The sequence below is a fragment of the Robertmurraya dakarensis genome, from assembly GCF_900156875.1.
Taxonomy (GTDB): domain Bacteria; phylum Bacillota; class Bacilli; order Bacillales; family Cytobacillaceae; genus Robertmurraya; species Robertmurraya dakarensis.
The window spans coordinates 3,163,751-3,182,502 of record NZ_LT707409.1 but is presented as its reverse complement, the minus strand read 5'-3'; the positions used below and the strand labels follow the sequence as shown (position 1 = coordinate 3,182,502).

18 protein-coding genes are annotated in these 18,752 nt (G+C 38.2%); 9 read left to right on the top strand and 9 right to left on the bottom strand.

Features of this window, described 5'->3' with window-relative positions; all coding sequences use genetic code 11:
* Window positions 1-141: 141 nt before the first annotated feature.
* The 4 genes from CZ487_RS24155 to CZ487_RS24140 are packed head-to-tail and all read right to left on the bottom strand — an operon-like array spanning window position 142 to window position 4,764.
* Window positions 142-1,566, bottom strand: a complete 1,425-nt coding sequence (locus CZ487_RS24155) for a four-carbon acid sugar kinase family protein (RefSeq protein WP_139339611.1) — start codon at window positions 1,564-1,566, stop codon at window positions 142-144.
* On the bottom strand, window positions 1,566-2,465 hold the full coding sequence (gene garR, locus CZ487_RS24150) for a 2-hydroxy-3-oxopropionate reductase (protein WP_077214915.1): 900 nt from the start codon (window positions 2,463-2,465) through the stop codon (window positions 1,566-1,568). Before garR ends, CZ487_RS24155 begins: the two co-directional genes overlap by 1 nt.
* Before the next feature lie 45 nt (window positions 2,466-2,510).
* Window positions 2,511-3,875, bottom strand: coding sequence for a GntP family permease (locus tag CZ487_RS24145; RefSeq protein ID WP_077214914.1), 1,365 nt, complete (start codon window positions 3,873-3,875; stop codon window positions 2,511-2,513).
* Between the two features lie 40 nt (window positions 3,876-3,915).
* On the bottom strand, window positions 3,916-4,764 hold the full coding sequence (locus tag CZ487_RS24140; protein WP_077214913.1) for a MurR/RpiR family transcriptional regulator: 849 nt from the start codon (window positions 4,762-4,764) through the stop codon (window positions 3,916-3,918).
* A 184-nt stretch (window positions 4,765-4,948) separates the two neighbouring features.
* Between CZ487_RS24140 and CZ487_RS24135 the strand changes: the two genes are divergently transcribed.
* Window positions 4,949-5,785, top strand: a complete 837-nt coding sequence (locus tag CZ487_RS24135; RefSeq protein ID WP_077214912.1) for a class II fructose-bisphosphate aldolase — start codon at window positions 4,949-4,951, stop codon at window positions 5,783-5,785.
* 800 nt (window positions 5,786-6,585) lie between these two features.
* Here CZ487_RS24135 and CZ487_RS24130 read toward each other — a convergent pair.
* Window positions 6,586-7,293, bottom strand: coding sequence for a hypothetical protein (locus CZ487_RS24130; protein ID WP_077214911.1), 708 nt, complete (start codon window positions 7,291-7,293; stop codon window positions 6,586-6,588).
* A 122-nt stretch (window positions 7,294-7,415) separates the two neighbouring features.
* On the bottom strand, window positions 7,416-7,841 hold the full coding sequence (locus CZ487_RS24125) for a hypothetical protein (RefSeq protein ID WP_077214910.1): 426 nt from the start codon (window positions 7,839-7,841) through the stop codon (window positions 7,416-7,418).
* A 344-nt stretch (window positions 7,842-8,185) separates the two neighbouring features.
* On the opposite strand from CZ487_RS24125, the gene CZ487_RS24120 reads away from it, so the two are divergent.
* The 5 genes from CZ487_RS24120 to CZ487_RS24105 all read left to right on the top strand — a co-directional run bounded on the left by CZ487_RS24120 (window position 8,186) and on the right by CZ487_RS24105 (window position 12,445).
* Window positions 8,186-8,491: a hypothetical protein gene (locus CZ487_RS24120; protein ID WP_077214909.1), complete on the top strand. Its 306-nt coding sequence runs from the start codon at window positions 8,186-8,188 to the stop codon at window positions 8,489-8,491.
* Window positions 8,492-8,539: 48 nt separating this feature from the next.
* Window positions 8,540-8,725 (top strand): DUF2187 family protein, encoded by a 186-nt coding sequence (locus CZ487_RS24115; RefSeq protein WP_077214908.1) that lies wholly within the window; start codon window positions 8,540-8,542, stop codon window positions 8,723-8,725.
* Window positions 8,726-9,151: 426 nt separating this feature from the next.
* Window positions 9,152-10,309 carry a 3-hydroxyacyl-CoA dehydrogenase gene (locus CZ487_RS26245; RefSeq protein ID WP_084783373.1) on the top strand — a complete coding sequence of 386 codons (1,158 nt, stop codon included), beginning with the start codon at window positions 9,152-9,154 and terminating at the stop codon, window positions 10,307-10,309.
* A gap of 24 nt (window positions 10,310-10,333) precedes the next feature.
* Entirely contained in the window at window positions 10,334-11,110 is a 777-nt protein-coding gene (locus CZ487_RS26240) for an enoyl-CoA hydratase-related protein (RefSeq protein WP_084783372.1), read from the top strand.
* A 216-nt stretch (window positions 11,111-11,326) separates the two neighbouring features.
* On the top strand, window positions 11,327-12,445 hold the full coding sequence (locus CZ487_RS24105; RefSeq protein ID WP_077214907.1) for an NAD(P)-dependent alcohol dehydrogenase: 1,119 nt from the start codon (window positions 11,327-11,329) through the stop codon (window positions 12,443-12,445).
* A gap of 206 nt (window positions 12,446-12,651) precedes the next feature.
* On the opposite strand, the gene CZ487_RS24100 is transcribed toward CZ487_RS24105, so the two are convergent.
* On the bottom strand, window positions 12,652-14,223 hold the full coding sequence (locus CZ487_RS24100) for an ATP-binding protein (RefSeq protein ID WP_139339610.1): 1,572 nt from the start codon (window positions 14,221-14,223) through the stop codon (window positions 12,652-12,654).
* A 940-nt stretch (window positions 14,224-15,163) separates the two neighbouring features.
* Between CZ487_RS24100 and CZ487_RS24095 the strand changes: the two genes are divergently transcribed.
* From CZ487_RS24095 to CZ487_RS24085, 3 genes are all read left to right on the top strand, one after another.
* A complete protein-coding gene (locus tag CZ487_RS24095; RefSeq protein WP_077214905.1) occupies window positions 15,164-16,054 on the top strand; it encodes an SMP-30/gluconolactonase/LRE family protein in 891 nt (296 codons plus the stop codon).
* 350 nt (window positions 16,055-16,404) lie between these two features.
* Window positions 16,405-16,671, top strand: a complete 267-nt coding sequence (locus CZ487_RS24090) for an AbrB/MazE/SpoVT family DNA-binding domain-containing protein (RefSeq protein WP_084783371.1) — start codon at window positions 16,405-16,407, stop codon at window positions 16,669-16,671.
* Window positions 16,668-17,078: a PIN domain-containing protein gene (locus CZ487_RS24085; protein ID WP_077214904.1), complete on the top strand. Its 411-nt coding sequence runs from the start codon at window positions 16,668-16,670 to the stop codon at window positions 17,076-17,078. Before CZ487_RS24090 ends, CZ487_RS24085 begins: the two co-directional genes overlap by 4 nt.
* Window positions 17,079-17,332: 254 nt before the next feature.
* Here the strand turns inward: CZ487_RS24085 and CZ487_RS24080 are convergent, their stop codons facing one another.
* Together CZ487_RS24080 and CZ487_RS24075 are read right to left on the bottom strand one after the other, a co-directional pair.
* Window positions 17,333-18,070 (bottom strand): LysM peptidoglycan-binding and 3D domain-containing protein, encoded by a 738-nt coding sequence (locus CZ487_RS24080; protein WP_077214903.1) that lies wholly within the window; start codon window positions 18,068-18,070, stop codon window positions 17,333-17,335.
* Window positions 18,071-18,273: 203 nt separating this feature from the next.
* Complete coding sequence (locus CZ487_RS24075) at window positions 18,274-18,738, bottom strand: hypothetical protein (RefSeq protein ID WP_077214902.1); 465 nt, start codon at window positions 18,736-18,738, stop codon at window positions 18,274-18,276.
* Window positions 18,739-18,752 lie beyond the last annotated feature (14 nt).

The window sequence follows — 18,752 nt, the reverse complement described above, 5'->3', positions numbered from 1 at the left end:
AATGGCAATTAAAATTTATAGATATAAACACCCTTTTTCCGCTTTTATCCAATTTCGTGATTAAAACAAGAAAACACGGAAACGGTTCTTACGCTTCCTCGTTCAATTTAGGAAGCATGAGAACCGTCCCCGTGCTTTGCTTTATTTTCCTTCTAATACTTCAACAACTTCTTTAAGAGTGGTGCTTGTTCCTACATTACCTGGGAAGATCACGTAGGCGGAACCTGGGAATTTGCTTTCTTCTCCCGTTTTCCAAACTGGTATGCCTGGTTTAATCTGACCGGCTACGTCGGCACGCTTAACGGATAATCCTTCTGTTCCGATGCTTGAGGAAGTAATTCCTCCTTTTGCAACGATATATTTCGGACGAACCTTTAAGTCTTTGACAATGCTTGTTACAGCATCAGAAATTTTGACAGAAAGCTTTAATTCTTCTTCTGCACGGTTCTCACCGAGATCAAGTCTTTCTCTTCGAGTATAGTAAACAACAGATTTTCCTTCGCTGATTAATTCTTCACAAGTAGTGCGGACACGGTCGATTTCCTGCTGGAACTTCGCCTCATCAAGCACAAGATGTACATTAAACTCAACGCCTGTAACCAAACCGCTCTCTAGCAATATAGAAAGCTGCTCTGTCGTTTTTTGTACATGTGAACCAACAGCAACAATTCCGCCGTGGGATGTCTCTTCGGTAACAAGCTCTTCTCTTGATAAAAGCGGCTTGTCCGAAATACCGCCCATCACTTTTGTTAAAGCTGCTGCACTGCGGCAGATGAACGTTTTCCCTTCCTTTAAAGCCTGAAGAAATGCTGCGACAAACACTTCTACATCCACATAATCTACAGCGTTCACAACGACCTTGTTAAAATCAGAAACGTTCATTAATTGCTGCTTAATGCCCGCGATATTTTCAGAACGCAGATCTTCAAGGCTAATGTATACTGACTCTTCTTTGGTAAAATCACCATTTGTTTTTTCTTGAATCCATTCCCCTAAATGAGAGGAGGCATAGCCAAAGGTACGGTCTTTCGCAAACTCCGTCTCGCCAGCAGGTACAAGCTCCTCACCATACTGAACATAATGAATGTTATCGATCGTTAAACGGCCGCCTTCTTTAAAAAATGGCATGATGATCTCGCCATCTATCTTGCTAGTGGACAACTCTTCGATTGTATTTTTCATTGTTTCTGTTTCTAGTGGGTAGTGTCCTCTTAACGTAGAATCGCCGCGGCTAATTAATACGTATGGGATTCCCGTTTGTTCAGAAACCTCTTGCACACGCTTCGCGATATCTTGATGAACCACAGCTGTTTCCTGTGCTGTGAAACTGCGAGAGTTGGTTAACAAGAAGAAAATTCGATTATCTTCACGGAAACCTTGCTCAATGCTTTCTCTTGTCCAATCCGTATAAACAGACACGCCATGAACCGTTTGAACACCTGTTGGGTCATCATCTAAAACAACAATTTTATGATTAAAATCAGCAAGCTCATCTTTTAGCATTGCCTTAATTCCTGCTGTATTAGGCTCTTTCAGATTCGCTAATAATTCTTTACTATTCATGATTACTGCTCCTTTCGGGATACTTCCACATTTGCTAGTTTCTCATAATGTTGAACAATACTTGCATGATCAAGCGCTTCTTTTCCGTCCGCTTTTAATGAATGGAAAATTTCAAGCAGCTGCGCTGATAATGGAAGTGGAACAGCAAGGTCATGAGCAGTATTCATCACATTTGTAATGTCTTTCATGTTAATATCGATGCGTCCGCCCGCTTTGAAGTTACGGTCCAGAATCATCGGGATTTTTGCATCCATTACCGTGCTGCCTGCAAGTCCGCCGCGGATGGCCTGGTACATTTTTTCGACATCGATTCCAGCTTTAGAAGCAAGTACAAGAGCTTCTGAAACAGCAGCAATATTTAAGTTCACGATAATCTGATTAGCTAGCTTTGCTGTTGCTCCGCAGCCAGACTCCCCAACAAGAACAATGTCTTGTCCCATATCACTTAGAACGTCTTTCACACTTTCAAAGACATCTTTATTTCCGCCGACCATGATAGAGAGGGTACCGTCAATCGCTTTCGGTTCTCCGCCGCTAACTGGTGCATCAAGGAAGTAGACGCCTTTTTTAGCCGCAAGCTCTGCGAATTCCTTTGACTCAACAGGAGTAACGGAACTCATGTCGATGATCACTAATCCTTCACGAGCTCCCTCCATGATTCCATTTTCTCCAAAAACCGCTGAGCGAACATGTACGCCTTTTGGAAGCATTGTAATTACAACTTCACTTGCCGCTGCTACTTCTTTACCAGATGCTGCAGGGTTTGCTCCATCTTTTGCCAAAGCGTCCACGGATGCTTGATTAAGATCAAAAACAGTCACTTCTTTTCCATTTTTCAAAAGGTTGCGTACCATCGGTGCTCCCATAATTCCGAGTCCAATAAATCCAATACGTTTTTTCATTCTAGCTGCATCTCCATTTCTGTCTATATGTTTAGTAATCAAGTATTATAATCCTGGTAAAAATCCTTGGAACATGCTAAGGATGTAGACGAATACTAACGCCGTTACTCCTGATAAGAAACCACCAATTGACCAAACTTTTAATGTCTCTGTCATCGATAAGCGGCCAAATTTGCTCACTACCCAGAAACCTGAGTCGTTCGGTAAAGATAGACCAACACCACCGGCACAAATCGCAAGACCTAATAGGACAGGGGATACGCCAAGTTCCATCGCCATTGGCCCCATGATCGCCGAAGTGGTAACTAGTGCCACCGTTGCTGAACCAAGTGATGCACGCAAGATTTGTGAGAATAAGAACGCTAGCAGTAAAGCAGGCATGCTAACTCCTTGCATCAAATCAATGATCAAATCACCAATTCCTGTTTCCTGAACGACTTTACCAAATGCTCCACCTGCACCAGTAATTAAAATTACCATTCCACTCTGATCAAAAGCATCTGCAAAGATCTTGCTGCTATCGTGTTTGATGTAAGGCTTCAACGCAAACATAGCGACAATGACACTGATTAGAAGCGCGACGTTTTTGTCCCCAATGACTGAGAAGAAAGTCGCAATAAAGTGTTCTGGATTATCTTTGAAAATTAAATTCACAACTGTGTTTGATAAAATTAAGGCAATCGGAAGAATCAGCATCCCGAAAGAAAGGGCTGTAGAAATTTCCTTACCGCCTGTTTTTGAATCGTTTTCGAAGTCCGTTACTTCCGACGGATCAAGACGTCCTTCATTCGTAATACGTTTTCCAATAAACTTTCCGTAAATAATCCCACCTACAAGTACACCCGGTATGGCAACCAGCAAACCATAGATGAAGAAAATTCCAAGGTCTGAACCTGTTTGGTCAGCGACAACGAGAGGTCCTGGAGTTGGGATGATTAAGCTATGCGCTGTGATTAACCCGATGGCTAAGATCGCAACGAACGTTGAAAGTGAAATCTTTGTTTTAATCGATAAGTTTTGAATTAATTTGTGTAAAATGATAAAAGCGGCGTCAAAGAATACTGGAATCGAAACTGTGACCGCCGTCGCACCCATTGCATACGGTGATTTTTTTACACCGAAAGCGCGAAGCATTCCTGAAGCGATCTTACTAATCGCACCTGATTCTGCTAAAAATTGACCAAAAATAATTCCGAGTCCGATTAGAATCCCGACACCGGTTAATGTGCTCCCGAAGCCTCCTGCAATAATGCCGGGTACATCTTTAGCGGGAATACTTGAAACTAATCCCAGTCCAAGAGCCACAACCAAAAGCGAGATAAAAGCATCCCATTTAAATTTGATAATAAATACAAACAGTAAAATTAAGGCAACAACAAATCCAATGATGAGTGCATTACCTGTTAACATAATCTCTTCCCCCTAGAAGTATCCGTTTTCAAAAAATCTATTACCTTTTCATTTTTGTAACTGCTAACCTTGATATATTTACTGCTTCCTCGACATCTTTTCCCCCAACGGAAAAAACTCTTGTATATAACATGTCAATTAGAGCTAGTTGAACGATACGGCTAACCATTGCATCTGAACGCTTTTCCGTCTCCTGTGCCTGCGTGAGCAGCAGGATATCAGCCATCTCCGCCAGTGTTGACTTAGGATTAGAAGTAATGATGATCACGGTTGCTCCGCTTTTTTGGCACATGTCTACTACTTCGATAATATTGACGGTTTCCCCAGAATGCGAGATGGCGATCACGACATCCTCTTTGTTCATATGATTTGCATAGATTGCTTGATAATGAGGATCTTTAACCGCTAACGTCGTCCCGCCGATCCTCATAAATTTATGAGCCCCGTCTTCAGCGATGGTCCCTGAAAGTCCTTGACCGAAAAAGAAAAGCCTGTCTGCTTTTGAAATTTTATGAACAGCTTCTTCAATCTGCTCGACATTGAGTTGTTCTTTCGTCATGGACATGGCGGTCGAGAGCTGATCGGCAATCTTTTCAAATACAACATCTGCCAGGTCATCTTTATGAATCTCTATCGAATTCGACGGCTGCGAGGAATTGGTGCCCGCAAGCTCTTGAGCAAGCGCAACTTTTAATTCTTGGTAGCTGGTATATCCAAGCTTTCTATACAAACGAACAACACTTGGTTCACTAACATTACTTAATGATGAAAGTTCGTTCATCGATAATAGAAAAGGCTTTTCATTCTTTTCTAATTGCTCTACTATTTTTAGTTCAGAAGCTGTGAGTGCTTCCTTTTTTAAAATTAAACGTTCTTGAAAACTTGTCAAAAGTGTGACCACCTCCTGCTTGTGTAGTAAGTTTACTACAATAATAACGCTTACACAATGATTTTTTCAAAAAAACTACATAATTTCGACACGAATTCGACAAAAAGTGGTTGTTATTCTCTATCTTTGCCCTTAATATATGAATAAAATGTAAGAATACTACATTACTAGAGGAGACGATTGTATGATTACTACAACAAAAGAACTGCTTGCCCAAGCTGAAAAGACTAACAGCGCCATTGCTGCTTTCAATTGTTATAACGCTGAGACCATCCAAGCTGCGATTGCTGCAGGTGAAAAAGCCAATAAAGGAGTGATTATTGCCTACGGTGAACGCTATCAAGATTATATGAATATCGAAGCGTTTGCCGCTTTTACAAAAGCCCTAGCAGCACAGGCTTCTATTCCTGTTGCCCTTCACCTTGATCATAGTTATCAACTTGAAACGATCAAGAAAGCGATTTCTGCCGGGTTTTCTTCTGTTATGTATGATGGTTCTGCACTGCCGATGGAGGAAAATGTGAAAACGACAAAGCATGTAGTAGAACTAGCACATGCAGAAGGAGTTTTTGTAGAAGCAGAAATTGGATCGATGCAAAAAGGTGAGTTCTCTGACGAAGAAGAGGGGGACGGGAAACTTACGGATCCAGCCGAAGCTGCTTGGTTTGTGAAAGAAACAAACGTTGACTTTCTAGCTGCATCGATTGGAACTGTGCACGGAATGTATAAAGGTGAACCGAATTTACAACTCGATCTCTTACATGACATTGCAAACAGCATTGAAATCCCTCTAGTCCTTCATGGTGGTTCCGGCACGCCCGAAGACCAAATCCTAAAGGCCATTGACCGAGGGATTCGCAAAATCAATGTCAACACCGAAATTTCGTTAGCCGCAGTCAAAACAATCAGGGAACAACTAAACGAAAACCCAACTATTCACCTAAGCAACCTCATGACAGCAGCACAAGACCACATGACAGAGCAAATGGTTAGGATTATTGAAGTGTATAAGAACAATTAAGGAAAAAAGGGGACCGTTCTCGTGTTTTCCTAATTAGTGAATAATAGAAATAAATTTGCCTTGGGAGAGAAATCTTTTCAGGGCTTTTTTTGAAGAATCAAGGGGATTTTTCTAAAAGATAAAATTTTTAGTAATAACAATTATTGGTGAAACCCGTCAAAAGAGGAGAACCGTCCTAAACTTTTTGTCAATATCTACTCATAATTTGTAGAAATTTCCCGGGGAATTTGTTGGAGTTTGAAAAATAGTGATATTCATTGGGGGGGCAGGGTGGAATTTCAAATGTATCAGCTATAGAAATTTCTGTGTCATCAATTCTTTCTAATCTTTCTTTTTATTGATAAACAAGGTCTTAAGCTGTATCATCCAGGGACTTGACCGTATCGCGTAACGCTATAAGGCTCCGATGTCGGATTTAACAAAGTGGATTGGCTTCTTTTAAGAAATCATACTTTTCACTTTGAAATGCAGCCATACTTTTGAAACGGAGGGGAATGCATTTTTATTTGGTTGGAAGAAAATGGGTCATATATCGAATGTGTATCATGTCGCATATCAGCCATACTTTTCTTAAAGATAAAGGTTCTGGAGATTTAAGCGCACGGTATATCGCCCGGCGATATAAAACAAAAAAGGGCCTTCAACCTTCTCTAGGGAACTCTATTAAGGCCGATTTATGTTTTTTATTAAGATTCTTAGTCGCCGTAACTCCCATTATATCAATCATTCTTTTTTACTTGCTTCAAGTTGTGTATATCGTTTAGATATATATCACTTGAATTATCCACTAAACAGGCACCTTATTTTCGAAAAATAGAGAAGAGCCCTCCCCATTTTTCTTTAGGTTTTTGTATCGCTTCTTCTAAACGTTTATTGAATTCATTTTGTGAATTCCACTCTTTTTTCTGTTCTTCCCGCATACTCTGTATTTCTTTTTGTAAGAGTTCACTCTTATGTTTTTCTTGTTGTAGCAATGTTTCGTAATGGTTCTTTTGCTGTTCAGTTAATTTTTCAATTTTAGCATTCGTTTTTTGCGCTGAATTTCCAATCGTAGAACTTATAATATGATGATCTTGCTGAAGTCGAGAAACCTTTGTTTTAAGCTCTAACATATCGTTTGTCAGTTGGACATTCATTTCACGTGTGGCTGCGAGTTCCTTGACTAAAAACATTAAGACCTCTTTTAATTGATTAGGGTCATTAGGTAAGTTTTCATATGTATTGGTTAGCGCAATCTCTATTTCGTTGGACTCTTCTAATCTTTCTTTTTGTTGATTCACAAGGTCTTTAGCTGTATCGTCTAGAGGCTTGTCCGTATCGCGTAACGCTATAAGCACTTCGATGTCAGATTGAACAAAAATACGCCGATCGCCATCTTTTAAAAACTCATATCCGTTCCGCTCTAAGATTTGGCCATATTTTCGGACAGTGGGTGTTGCTATCCCCACTTCTTCTGCCACTTCCTTAGAAGAGAAAGCTCGTTCATTAGGTTGTATATCACGTCGCATATCGTTTCTCCTTTTTCTATTTAATATGAAGGCTTTTAGAGTTATTTGCAAGTGTTATATCGCCCGACGATACGATATAAAATATTGGAATAGGAGCGTTAATACCGGTCCTTTTGATTCTTTCAGTCTTTTAACAGAAACTTATCCAATTCACGTACTTGATCATATGCTGTTAATAGATTTTCAGGTACCAATGTTCTTCCATATTCCCAAGCATTCTCTTCGATTTCTGCTAAGAGCTGTTCCTTTTCCTGTTCTTCACCATAAATAAGAGTCTTTAAAACTCGTGAATTTTTCCTGAATTCTAAATAATAACCAAGCTCACGATAAAGAATAAGCTTCACAAAGTTATTTTCTGTTTCTTTAATTTTCAAATTAATTTTAGCGCTATATCCGTTAATTTGTAAGTAGTTAAACTTTATCGTATTTGTAGATACGTTATAACTCATCGGTGCTGTGAGTTTATCGCTGGATTCTACATTTATATTTAGTTTGAGTTCTTCTAACGTATCTTTAATTATCTTCTCGATATGCCAAATATATAGCATTCTTCCTTCCCCATTCCTTAAAAAACATTTTCAAGCATTGCAAGAAAACCTTATCTTGCTTCTACCAAAAAGTTGTTTTATTCAAATTGAAGCATATTGTCTTTTTAATAATCTCTTAAACTAATCTTTTCGTAAGCCGCTGCACTTTTCCAATGCAAATATAAAATTGTCGAATGAAGTCATTTTAACCTTATTATATGCTGCATAACGTGACAAGAGTCATTTATCATGGACGCGTATCTATTACACAGTAAGTAATAAAAATGTAACACTATGTTATCTTTCTGTCCTTGATGTTGGCAGGTTCAATAGATAAACTTACGTAATATCAAGGAGTGATTTCGTTGAAAACTGTAACAGTAGATAAGTTAAAGTTTAGAAGAAGTTTATCAATTATTGAACAGGTTACCCTAAAAAATTTACTTTTTAAATGGATCATACCCAGCAAACCTATGAATGAATATGATCCCCATTTACTGGAATACACAGAAGAAGTTTTTGCGAAAATGGAAATTTCAACAGAAACGAATTGGTTAATATTAAACAGTATCTGTTTTAGATACATCACTTTAACTGAAGATAATCAGATTGTTATAGGGTTTTTTAAATGCAGACCAAGAATTAAATCATACGATTTTGTCTTTGAATGAAATAATCAGTACTTGAGATTGATAAAAAAGATAGGATGGTTAACAGAAATGCAAAAAGCAAATACAGGGGGTCGTATTCTTTTTGAGAGAAATAACAACCTATATGAAGGAAAAGTATACCATGTGCGAACTAGTAGTGTATTGGTTGAGATTTCGAATACAGATGCTAAAAATTTAGGTTACGAACAACCAAATACAGTTGTTAGGCACGGGAATTATAGTATTGTGAGATAGGGAAATAGGTGGGAGGAGTAAAAGCTAAATCTATTTTCTTACGGTAATAATGGAGTTGGGTACAAAGACAATGTGCAATTGCAGTTGTTTTGTACATTGATGGTCAAGGCGCGTGTAGGAACGCGGGTACTATAATAGATGGTAGGTAAAAGAAAACTAGGTACGGTTCCCGTGTCGTCCTAATTACTTCCAAATACAATGATTAGGAGAATTATAGCAGCCTTGCGGAGAGAAATCTTTGCAGGGCTTTACTCATATGGGGATACGGAAAAGATTCTTGCGTTTCCAGTGACCTTCAACCTTCCCGATGTTTTAATGTTTTCCTTACCATCCTTTGACATAGTTAACAAAAATATTTAGAATATTATTAATTATTAGAAATAATAAATAATAATAGATTAATAAACTAATAAAGAGGGTTATTTTATGAGAAAAGAAGAGATTTCAGTTGTTTCGGTGATTGGCGCGGGTGATATGGGACATGGTATTGCGCAGGCTGCTCTTTTAGGCGGACTGATCGTTTATTTGTACGATGTGAACGAGGAATCGCTGCAGCGCGGAGTCAAAAAGATGAATGAAAGTTTTGAAAAGCTCTATTCAAAGAACAAAATTAGTTTAGAAGAATGGAACGAATACAGGAGCAATCTCCATCCAACCTTGAATTTTTCAGATGCTGTTTCAAATTCACAGTTTGTATTTGAAGCTGCGCCAGAGATTTTAGAGATCAAGCAAACCTTATTTAAAGATATGGAAGCACTGACCTCCAGCGACACCATTTTAGCCTCAAACACATCAAATATGAGTATTTCAGAGATAGCTGAACACGTACAACATAAGGAAAGAGTGGTCGGTGTACACTTCTTTAATCCTGTTGTCATGATGAAGCTGGCTGAGGTAATAAGAAGTCAAGACACCAGTGAGGAAACAATGAGGATCGCTTATGACTTATGTTTGAAAATGAATAAGGTCCCGGTTCGGGTTGAAAAGGACAGCCCTTGCTTTATCGTTAACCGCGTAAATGCACCAATCCGGGTCTTTTTGGGTGGGGTTGTTGATCAAAAAATCGCCGAACCAGAAGAGATTGACGCTTTGATGAGGTTCCATGGCCATCCAATGGGGCATTTTGAACTATCAGATTATGTAGGACTAGATGTGCTTTATGATTCTTGTCAGTATCGCGAGAGGGTGCTGCACCCTGATTATGCTTCTTTTCAATTGCTAACGCAAAAGGTGAAAGCAGGGGAATTAGGAAAGAAAACAGGGAAAGGCTTTTATGATTGGTCTAACGGGCGGCCGGCGATCGATCTTGATAGAAGAACAGATAAAATCAACATAAGTGATTTAGAGCTAATCAAATTAAATGAAGCAGCTAAGCTGATAGAAGAGGGAGTTGCATCCCCTAAGGACATTGATCTCGCCATGGTACTCGGGACGGGCGATAAGATTGGTCCGATTGAGGGCAGCAAGGGAATAAATATCAATAATGCCATTGCGCGGTTGGAGTCAATCGCAGAACAGCTAAACAAAGCCGTATTGAAACCGACAGCACTGCTAAAAGAAAAGCCTGAATCAATATTTTATTAATTTTTCAATGAAGGAGAGAGAAACGTGGAATATCAAAATCTTAAATTGTCACTAGAAGATAAAATCGCAATCATTACCATTAATAGGCCTGAACTTAGAAATGCCCTGAATGCCGAAACGGTGAAAGAGATAAGAGAATGTCTTACCAGCCTTCGAACAAACGAGGATGTCTTGGCCGTTATTTTTACAGGGGCAGGGGAAAAAGCCTTTGCGGCAGGAGCTGATATTAACGGAGTGAGGCAAAAAACATTTCTGGATGGACTGGCTGCAGAAATGCAAGTCCTTTATACGGAAGTGGAAAACTATGATAAGCCAACGATCGCAGCGGTGAATGGGTATGCTTTAGGTGGCGGCTGCGAGCTCGCGATGGCTTGTGATATCCGCATTGCCTCTGAAAAAGCTAAATTTGGTTTGCCTGAGCTCAATTTAGGCGTCCTCCCAGGGGCGGGTGGAACTCAAAGAATGACGCGGTTAATTGGGAAAGGGAAAACAAAGGAGCTCGTTTTTACTGGAGATATTATTGATGCGGAAGAAGCTGAAAAGATTGGATTGGCTAATAAAGTGGTTGCCGCTGATAGATTAATAGAGGAAGCGGTGTTTATGGCGAGTAAAATGATTAAAAAAGGGCCATTGGCTTTAAAACTTTCGAAAATCGCCATCAACGCTTCATCTGAAACAGATATTAACACCGGTCTTCTAATCGAAAAGCTGGCTCAGAGTATTCTGTATACAACAGAAGACAAGATAGAAGGAACATCTGCGTTTTTAGAAAAACGGTCTGCGAATTTTAAAGGGAAGTGATTACGCGGGGATGGTTTCTGAGAAGTGAGTAGGAGAATGATAGCAGCCTTGTGGAGAGAAATCTTTGCAGGGCTTGTTTTAAGTGCTATCCATTATCAACAAAAAACATAGAAATAGAAGAACCGTCCCGATGTTTTCTTTGACAACGCTTTCATAACCTCGTAAAATAATATTTGTATAATTGTGAAAATTTTAATAATTAAAGGGGTGTCTTAAATGAGAATTAAAGCAGCAGTAGCTGAGCAAGGAACAGAATATGTCGTTCGAGATGTTGAATTAGTTGACGAAGTTAAGCCCAATGATGTCTTGGTTAAATTAGTAGCTTCAGGTTTATGCCGTTCTGATTATTCGCTTAGACATAGTGGTTTGCCAAGCTATCCGGTTATTCTTGGACATGAAGGTTCTGGAATCGTAGTGAAAGTTGGAGAAAATGTAAATGAAGTTCAGCCGGGAGATCATGTTCTATTATCCTACGCATATTGTGATGAATGTAAACAATGTAATCATGGACATCCTTCTGCTTGTAAACACTGGGGACCATATAATTTTGGCGGTAGAAATAAAGAGGGAGAGTATATATTTAAAGATGAAAATAACGAAGGTATAAGTGGCTTTTATAATCAATCTTCCTTTGCTACTTATAGTTTGACTGATAAAACAAACATTATTAAAGTTGATAAAGATCTCGATTTACGCTTGCTTGGGCCGTTAAGTTGTGGTTTCACAACAGGTTCAGGAGCTGTCTTAAGTTCATTAAAAGCAAAAGTAGGAGAAAGTTTTGCAGTATATGGTACAGGGGCTGTAGGTTTTGCGGCTATTATGGCTGCAAAAATAGCTGGATGTTATCCAATTGTGGCGATTGACATTAATGATAAAAGATTAGAACAAGCGAGAGAACTAGGCGCGACACACACATTTAATAATTCCGAAGGTGATCCAAAAGAATTTTTATTACAATTAACAGATGGCGATGGGATAGATAATGTAGTAGATACAACTGGGATTACTAAGGTTATGAAAGATGCGTTAGATTCTTTAAGTGCATATGGTGGATTAGCTGCATTAGCAGTTACAAATAATAATATAGAATTTAACCCCTCTGATCTAAATGCAAAAAATAAAAGAATCTATGGTTCTATTATGGGAGACGATATCCCTCAGTACTATATTCCAAAATTAATCCAATTCTATAAAAATGGACAATTCCCTTTTGATAAATTAATAAAGTTCTTTGATTTTGAAGATATCAATGAAGCCGAAAAAGCCTCCATTTCAGGAAATGTAGTCAAACCGGTCGTTATCATGGATAAGGATTATAAACCGCAGTCACTGTGACGACCCGGAATATGTCGATTCTTGCGGGCTCCTAAAACATGGGGACGGTTCTTTCGTTTCTGTTGTACATGTCTTTCGAAAAAACGTATAAGATAACAAGAAAACCACCCTACGCCGTCGCGTGCAAAAGGGTGGTTCTCTAAAGAATTTGCAATTGTGTGGGGGGACAGACCTCATAACTTATGTGGCAGCTGCCGGCTCAGTGGTTAGCTAGTGGGTATAAATACTGTCACTTTGGTCCCTTTATTTACTACACTTTCAATTTTTATGGTTCCATTATGATTTTCGATGATCCGGTTGGACGTTAGTAATCCCAGTCCAGTTCCCTTTTCCTTTGTTGAAAAAAATGGCTCGCCTATCTTCATTAATCGATCTTTTTCAATACCACATCCATTGTCAATAAAGATAATTTCTACCCCGTCTTTAGAATTCTTCAAATTTATAAAAATTTCCCCATTACTTTCAATTGCCTCAATTGCATTTTGAAATATATTGATAAATACTTGTTTAATTTCACCCGGATTACACATTATTTGGTTAGTACGATTTAATTCCGAACGAATAGTAATATTCTTCAGGTTTGCTTGACTCTCAAAAAGAGTAATGACATTTCTAACAAGAGTATCAATATTTTGCCGTGACTTTGGTGTGTTATGATGTGGTTTTGCTAAAGTTAAATATTCGGAAACAATAGACTCCATTCTCACAATTTCACTTAGCATTATTTCTACGTGCTGACTATTAAAATCTCCATTTTGTTTAGCTAGCTGCATAAATCCTTTTATGGAAGTTAGAGGGTTTCGGATTTCATGTGCAACCCCAGCAGCCAGCTCACTAACGACAGAAAGTTTTTCTGATTTTAAAAATAGGTCAAACGCCTTCTTTTGTTCTGTAATATCACGTCCGATAACCAATAAATTTTTTTTGCGGCCGTCTGCAAAAAAAGTTGGAACCTTCATCATATCAAAGGTAGCAGAGTATTGATCTTCTATAGAAATATCTAATTCAAATCTATAAGGTATGCCCTTCTCCCATGAAATTTCATCATTAGAAAAACAATCTTGAAAGTTTCTAAACCATTCATTTTGAGAAAAAAGGTCATCAAGATGTTTATTCCTATAATCAATATCTTCCAATTTAAATAAAGATTTAGCATACTGATTCATTTCAATAAATCTTCCTGCTCCATCCTGAATATAAATTAAATCGGGCATTGAATTTATAAGGGCTAAAATTTGTTGTTCATTGTCCTTTTTTACTTCCTCTTTTTTAGCATCATCATATCTTTGTACTGCTCTGCTATAACGAATTTGCAGGAAGGCTACTATAAAGGTGACAGATAGAGTAAATAAAAAGTAGAAAAAGTCACCTTTTTGATAGAAATAATTAAGACGTTCTCCGTATTTATAAAAATGGGCGCCTATAAAAATACTAATTATGCCCATTAAAATTATGGGACGGTAATCATGATATAAAGATAAAATAAAAATGACTAAAAAAATGAGGTAGAAATTAGATATTACAGGTTCGTTGTCAATAAGTACAAAAGTTACAAATGACATCCCCAGAACACATAAATACATAGTTTGCTTAATAAACAGTTTCCTATAAACGAAAATGGTTATAGTTCCACATACTAAAATTCCACTGCCAAAGAGGATGCTGATAAAAACAGGGTCTTTATGTTTTAATATTTGGACTACCATACATAGGATAAAACATCCCCATAAAATACGGATTAACAAAATATTCTTACTATGTATTTTTTGGATATTCACTTGATTTCACCTCTAGAAATGCAGAAGCTGTTCTATAAAATCATATTATCTCTGCAACAATTTTCCCTTTTTTTGACTTCTTCTCTTAAAAGGGTACCATACTAATATAACATGGGGACGTTTCTCATGTTTCCCTAATTCCTTCCAAACCCAATAATTACTGGGGAATTATTTTTATTTTTGCCACGGATGCTTACAGGATTTTAGACCTAAGCATGGAATATATAAATATAGACTCACAAAAACTACTTAATCCCTCATCAATTATTATTTCTCTCGCTGTTTCTCCTTTTTCCTACAATAACAAAGATTTTTCTCACTTGAAGGTTCACGGGTTCTATCGTAATTCCTACTAGTACATATGAACTCTATGGATTTCTGTGACATAATTTGGCATAAACATGCCGAGCTAGCGTTGAAATTGCCGATGCGGCCGAACATAATGTCTTAATGAGTATGTAGCATCTAGCAAAAGAAAAACAAGTTTCCCTCAAATAGCACCTTATCGAAACCCTCAGCATGCCTCATCATCCATTTCCATTATTAAAGGCGGAACTTCAACCAAAACCATGAGAAATTTCTCTTAGAGACCTATACGAAAGCGGGTGGAATAACTCGGGTAAGGCGATACGAAGTAGTTGAGTACCGTGCCCAAATTTTTCCGTTAGGCTAGAATGACATCCAATATTGAAGACAGTGGAACTGTCACTTTGTTTTTGAAACTATAGAAGTAGGAGAACTGCCCTAATATTTTCATGATTTTGGTAATATTAATTCTCCTATCAAAGTATAGATAAGTATATATCAACATGTTTTCTACAATAAGCATTCATAAACTGACCATCTTCTGTTTTTTCTATATATAGATCAAAAACAACAATAGTTCTGCATAAAATATTCGGCCTTACCATTAAGTTTAGTAGAAAAGGAGAGAGGTAACATGGAATCATCTAAACGAAATATACTTTTGACTGGATTGGGTTATCTAGAAGCAGCCCGCTGGTATGACGGTGCCCTGTGGTTTTCTGACATCAAAAATAAAACGGTAAATCGTGTATCTCCTACTGGAGAACATACCATCGTGACAACAGTTGAGGCACGGCCATCCGGCCTAGGCTTTGAACAAGATGGAACGCCTCAGATTGTCTCTATGGAAGATTCAAGACTGCTGCGTTTGAAAGACGGAAGGCAGGAGATGCTTGTAGATTTCGGCGGCGATTCTCTGTTCATCAATGATATGGTGGTAGATTCAAGTGGGAGAGCGTATATTAGTCAATTTGGCTATGATTTATTCGGAGGCGAGTCTCCGAAACAAACCCGGCTGCTTATTAGACACCCTGATGGTAGAGTGGAACAAAGCGGAGAAGGACTTACATTTCCGAATGGAATTGGAATTACTCCGGACGGCCGTACACTCATCGTGGCTGAATCTTTCGGGGTACCGTGTACGAAATTAACCGCATTCGATATCCGAACAGATGGTTCTCTATGTAACCAGCGGGTTTTCGCTGAATTTGATACAGCTGAAAAAGTTGTTCCTGATGGGATTTGTATTGATTCTGAGGGAGCGGTTTGGGTAGGTATCTGCCGTCGTGGGGAATTCTGGCGGGTACTAGAAGGAGGAGAGGTGACGGACGTCATTTCAATACCGCCAGAAGGAGGAAACTATTGTGTTGACTGTGCTCTAGGGGGGGAAGATATGCAAACTCTTTTCATGCTGATCGCAGACACAAATGTCGAACGGTTGGGAAATAATTGGGATTCGTCAGCAAGAATTGAAACGGTCCGGGTGTCGGTGCCTGGCTTTGTAAGGCCGGCGGTAAGGAGTTGATTCAAGGGCTTGGGGAACGCTGGGGAGTCTCGTGTTTCCCTGATTCATACTAATCCAATGATAAAAAACATGGTGACGGTTTGCTCGTTTCCCTAATTACCTCAAAACTCAATGATTAGCAGACTTCTTGTAGCCTTGTAAAGAGAAACCTTTGCAGGGCTTTTTTGATCCACGAAAACATTAATTTGATAAATCTAATTTCAAATATTCTCCCATATCAAAAGAAATTATAAAATAAGAGAACCGTCCCGAGGATTGCTCGATGTTTGCTTAGTGATTGCAAGTTGACTATATAAAGTGTATTACTTAAAATAAAGGTAATACTAAGGAAAAGGTAAGAGGTGAATGTGGTGGAATTATTAAGCGGCAAAATGACAAGCAAAGGGCAAATTACCATTCCTAAAGAGCTTAGAGAAAAACTTGAAGTTGGAGAAGGGGACCAACTTAGATTTTTTATTGAAGATAACCTGATAAAAGTAGAACCTGTAAAGAAGAAGAAATTGAGTGATGTGGTTGGAAGATTTCAGGTGGATGAACCGATTAATATTACGAAAATGAGACAAGTCGCAAAAGAAGAAATGGCCAAAAAATACAACAAGGAAATAAGTGAACAATGAACAAGTTTTTAGTAGATACCAATGTCCTTGTGCGATTGATAGCTAAAGATGATAAAAAGAAATTTCAATCGGTGCTGCAGCTTGTTGAAAGGGTTGATAAGGGTGAGATGACCCTAATAATTCCGACGATTACCATTGCTGAATGCTGCTGGTTGTTTGAATCATTTTACAAATTGGACAAGTCTATTATCGCTAAATATTTAATTGATATTCTTGAATCTGAAAATGTGGAAGCGGAGGATAAAGATTCGGTCGAAATATTAAAGATTTATGGAGAAAAGAATGTAGATTTTGCTGATTCTTTGCTAAGTGTTAAGTCCAGTAATCGGATCCCTGTATTGACCTGGGACAAAAAGGATTTTAAAAAGCTTAATTGCGAGTTTTATAGTCCCGATGATCTAAGGTAATAAACAACCAACGGGAAAGGAAATTGAAACATAGTGACGGTTCGCAGGTTCCCCTGATTACTTCCAAAAGTACCAGAAAGCATGAGGGACAGAGGGGCGGTACTCGCGTTACCTGATTCCTTCCAAATTTAAAATAAAAAACCTTCCTAATTTTTCATACCAGGTTGTATATCTGTATAAGGATATGAGAAAAGGCATGATTCAAAATTCGATTGAATCATGCCTTAGAAAGCCCAAATAGGTTATCTTACATCTTAGTCTAATATCGTTACTTTTAACTTTTTTACACCAAAATTAATAGCTTCTTGCTTAGATGGGATAAACACATCAATTTTATTCCCTTTAATGGCTCCACCAGTATCTCCGGCGATTGCTTCGCCATAGCCTTCTACATAAACTTTACTGCCTAGCGGTATAACGGACGGGTCAACTGAGATGACCTTTTGATCCGGATTTTCTTTTAGGTTAATTCCGGTAGAAGTGATACCAGAACATCCTTCACAAGTAGCCGTATAGGCTGTCGCTTCTACTGTAATTTCCTTTGCAGTTGCATTACTTGTTGTTGGGGCAGTTGGTGCACTTTCCTTTGGAGCCGGTGCTGCTGACTGCTTTGAATTTACGGTTACAGTAGTTTTTGTACCTTCAAAGATTACTAGAGTTGTTCCTGGGTGGATGATATCAGTTTCTAGTCCGTTCCAACTTTTAATTTGTGAGACGGTTACCTGATAATCCCTAGCTACGCCCCATAATGTGTCACCTTGCTTAACGGTATATTGCTTTTTCGGTGCAAGTGCCAGCTCATCACCGGGGTGAATGAGGTCTGTAGTAAGTTTATTCAACTTTTGGATATTCCCTACAGATGTATTATTTGCTTGTGCCAGCCCCCAAAGGGTATCTCCTTTTTGTACGGTAATGGTTGCAGCTTGTACATTAGCACTAACTGAGACTGAGAGTAAACCAACTGCTATAATCGATATCATTTTTTTAATCATTCTTAAATCCTCCATGTTCTTTGTCCGATAATATTAAATAAATCGTATCATAGATTTTTCTGAGAAAAAGAACAGGGAGGTATTAAATGGGTTACATTCATGGCATTTATATTGCAATAATATTTCTAAGCTAGGGAAAACCAAATAGAAAAAGGATGAAACCATTATGGCTTCACCCTTACTATGTCTGTTAAACTATTTACTTAGTTTTTACCGTTTCCGTTACCGTTTCCATTGCCTTTATTTTCATTATTATTCTTTTGTCCGTTGCCTTTGTTTTCATTATGATTCTTCTTTTCATTGTTCTTGTTTTGTGCGTTTTGCTTGTTTTCTTTAGCTTTTTGCTGCTTTTCTTCTTTTTTCACTTGAGCTGCTAGCTTATTTTCTGCAGCATTTTGTTTCTTTTCAACAAAAATTGGAGCTACAGCTTCTTGTTGAACGTCTTCAGTAGATTCATCTTCAATAGAATCATATACAGTTGTTTCTTCAGTCTCTTGCTCTACTGTTGTTTCTTTAATTGGTTCTAATCCAATTTCCTCAGTTTCTTCGTTTTCTTTAGCAGCAAATTTCTCAGCTTTTCTCTCCAACTTTGCAAGTTTTTTATCTAATTTAGCAAAAGACTTTTGAATGTTCTTCATTAATGCTTTTTGAGCTGTAGGATTTTTCACATGCTAAACCGCAG